This is a genomic window from uncultured Georgenia sp. (assembly GCF_937958535.1).
GTDB lineage: Bacteria > Actinomycetota > Actinomycetes > Actinomycetales > Actinomycetaceae > Oceanitalea.
Genome location: NZ_CALGNQ010000004.1, coordinates 1 through 2,427, shown reverse-complemented (window position 1 = coordinate 2,427; position 2,427 = coordinate 1). Strand labels below are relative to the sequence as shown.

The window sequence follows — 2,427 nt, the reverse complement described above, 5'->3', positions numbered from 1 at the left end:
CCATCGGGTCACCGGACACACCGGGTCACCGGGCACCACCGGGTCACCGGACCCACCCATCGCGTCTACCGGGTGACGGTGTACCGCGCCGTCGTCCCGTGCCGCTCCCCCGGCCGCAGGACGACGGCGTCGTCGAGCACATTGGCGGTCTCCACGCAGACCATGGCAGGCCACTCGTCGTCGCCGAAGTCGGCCATGGCGGCCGCCTTGTCGACCCACGGGTTCCACACGACGGTATTCGCCGAGCCCTCCTTCGTCACGCCGATCGAGCGCGCCGCCCCTTCGTCCCGGACGATCACGTCGGCCGCGGAGAGGTAGACCCGGTCGGTCTCGCCGGTGAACGTCACCTCGCCCCGCTGGGTCACCGGATCGGGGCCACCGGTCACCTTGTCGAGGTAGGGCGCGCCGTCCAGGCCGACGACCGTGGTCGTGCGGGCGTCGGAGACGGCGAGGTAGGTGTGCAGCGCCTCCTCGAAGGAGATCTCGCCGTCGCCGGTGTTCTCCACGGTGAGCGCGACGTCGAGCTCGCGGCCGAAGGTCACCCGGTACGTCGCGGTGAACGCGTGCGGCCACGCGGCGGCCGCGGGCAGACCCCGCACGTCGGCGTCGGTGAGGCGGAAGGTCAGGGTCACCGCGCCGTCGACGTCCACCCCGTCGATGAGCCGCCACCCGGTGATCCGGGCAAAACCGTGGGCCGGTGGGGCCAGGCCGGGCTCACGGCCCGCACCGAACCAGGGGAAGCAGATCGGGATCCCGCCGCGGATCGCCTCACCCGCGGCGAACCGGGCGGCACCGCTCACCCAGATCACCGGGTCGCTGCCGGCCGGGGTCCACGCGGTGACGTGGGCGCCGTGGAGGTAGACCTCGCCGGTGGCGACGGCGGTGGCCACCCGGACGACGGGCAGCCCGCCCTCCCCCTCGGCGAGCGTGACGGAGTCGGGAAGGTCGGTCGCGGCATTGCTCATGGCCGGACCGTACAGCGCGAAGCGCTCAGCAGCCGGTGTCGTCCGTGCAGAAACCGACGAGCTTGTGGCTGCCGTCGCACAGCGGCTTGATCGTCGATGCCCCACACCGGCACAGGGCCTGGGTGCGGCGATTGCGCGGCAGCGGGCGGCCGTCGGCGTCGAGGATGGTGACGTCGCCGCGCACGATGAGCGGCCCGTTGGGGTAGGCCGTGATCGTCGGCTCCTCGCGCCGGTCCATGTCGGACTCCCTCACGGGGCGGCGTCGAGGAGCGGGCGGATGAGCGAGGACTCCCCCGCCTGCCACGACCGAAGGATGTGCTCACCCATCGCGCCGTCGACGGTCAGGCAGGCCGCCGCACCGAACATGATGTCGGCGGTGAGCTCGGGCCGGTCCTCGGCGAGCGAGCCTGCGAGGTCCCGGGCCGCGATCTGCTCATGGACCGCGTCGGCCTCCACGTGCTCGTCGAAGTAGTGGGTGATGTGCTCGGGAATGCCGTGCCGGCGCATCCCGTCGGAATAGAGCCGGCACGGGATCGAGGCGGTCATCTCGTAGGCGGCCAGGTGCCCGACGATGGCGCCGAGGAAGCGACGGCTCAGGCCGAACAGCGACATGAGGTTGAACGACGCGAGCGTGATCGCCGGGACATGGTCGAGGTAGGCGCCGTACCGGTCGCTCAGCCCCATCCCGCGCAGGGTGGCCGCGTAGATGTGCTGGTGGACGCGGTCGGTGCGGCCGCCGCCGTACTCGTCGGACTGGATCTCCACAAGGGCGGCCTTGGCGCGGCCGGTCAGCCGCGGGATCGCCCACGTGTGCGGGTCCGCCTCGCGCAGCGTGTAGATGCTGCGCTGGACGAGCAGCTCGACCACCTGCTCGTAGCCGGCCTTCCGCGCGACGTACTTCGCCAGCGACGGACCGCTGGGCTGGGATGTCAGGTCGAAGAGGGCCGCGGCGACGGCGCCCGCCGTCGGCTCGGGTACGGCCGGCTGTGCGACCTGCTCGCGCAGGGCGGCCTCGAACGCCGACTCCAACCGGCCGCGGACGGCCAGGAGCTCTGGCGACCACTCGAGCGCGGGGTCGAGCTGCTCGAGGGAGTCGTAGTGCTGGGCGTACAGGAGCAGGAGGCTGAGCTGGGCGTCGTCGTCCCGGACGATGTCGGTGGCCGCGGCGACAGCCCGTTCGGCCATGCCGCTCAGGGCGTCGACGGGCGCCGCGCCGACGAGGACGTCGAGCAGGGCCGCGCTCAGCTCACCGCGGGCGGAGGGCAGCCCGGACATGGCCGGCGCCGTGCGTGACGACGCGACGAGGTGGTTCACCGTGTGGGGCTCCTTCGGGCAGCACGGCTCCGCCGGACAGCGGCCATTCCCGAGGTTGCCACCGGCCCACCGACCCTGCATCTCGGGCCACGGCCGCGGCCGCGGAGCCCTGCATCTCGCTCACGGCCACGGCCGCGGGGAACCCTGC

General features: G+C 72.8%; 3 protein-coding genes. All 3 read right to left on the bottom strand.

Translation table 11 applies throughout. From position 1 onward, the window contains the following. Nucleotides 1-65: 65 nt before the first annotated feature. The 3 genes from Q0195_RS00080 to Q0195_RS00070 are packed head-to-tail and all read right to left on the bottom strand — an operon-like array spanning nt 66 to nt 2,279. Entirely contained in the window at nt 66-965 is a 900-nt protein-coding gene (locus tag Q0195_RS00080; protein ID WP_299272927.1) for a D-hexose-6-phosphate mutarotase, read from the bottom strand. Nucleotides 966-990: 25 nt separating this feature from the next. Then, nucleotides 991-1,203: a CDGSH iron-sulfur domain-containing protein gene (locus Q0195_RS00075; RefSeq protein WP_299272924.1), complete on the bottom strand. Its 213-nt coding sequence runs from the start codon at nt 1,201-1,203 to the stop codon at nt 991-993. Nucleotides 1,204-1,214: 11 nt separating this feature from the next. Beyond that, nucleotides 1,215-2,279, bottom strand: coding sequence for an iron-containing redox enzyme family protein (locus Q0195_RS00070; RefSeq protein WP_299272921.1), 1,065 nt, complete (start codon nt 2,277-2,279; stop codon nt 1,215-1,217). Nucleotides 2,280-2,427: the final 148 nt, after the last annotated feature.

Coding starts and splice junctions, on each gene's coding strand:
- Q0195_RS00080 (WP_299272927.1), bottom strand. CDS start 965: ATGAGCAATGCCGCGACCGACCTTCCCGACTCCGTCACGCTCGCCGAG.
- Q0195_RS00075 (WP_299272924.1), bottom strand. CDS start 1,203: ATGGACCGGCGCGAGGAGCCGACGATCACGGCCTACCCCAACGGGCCG.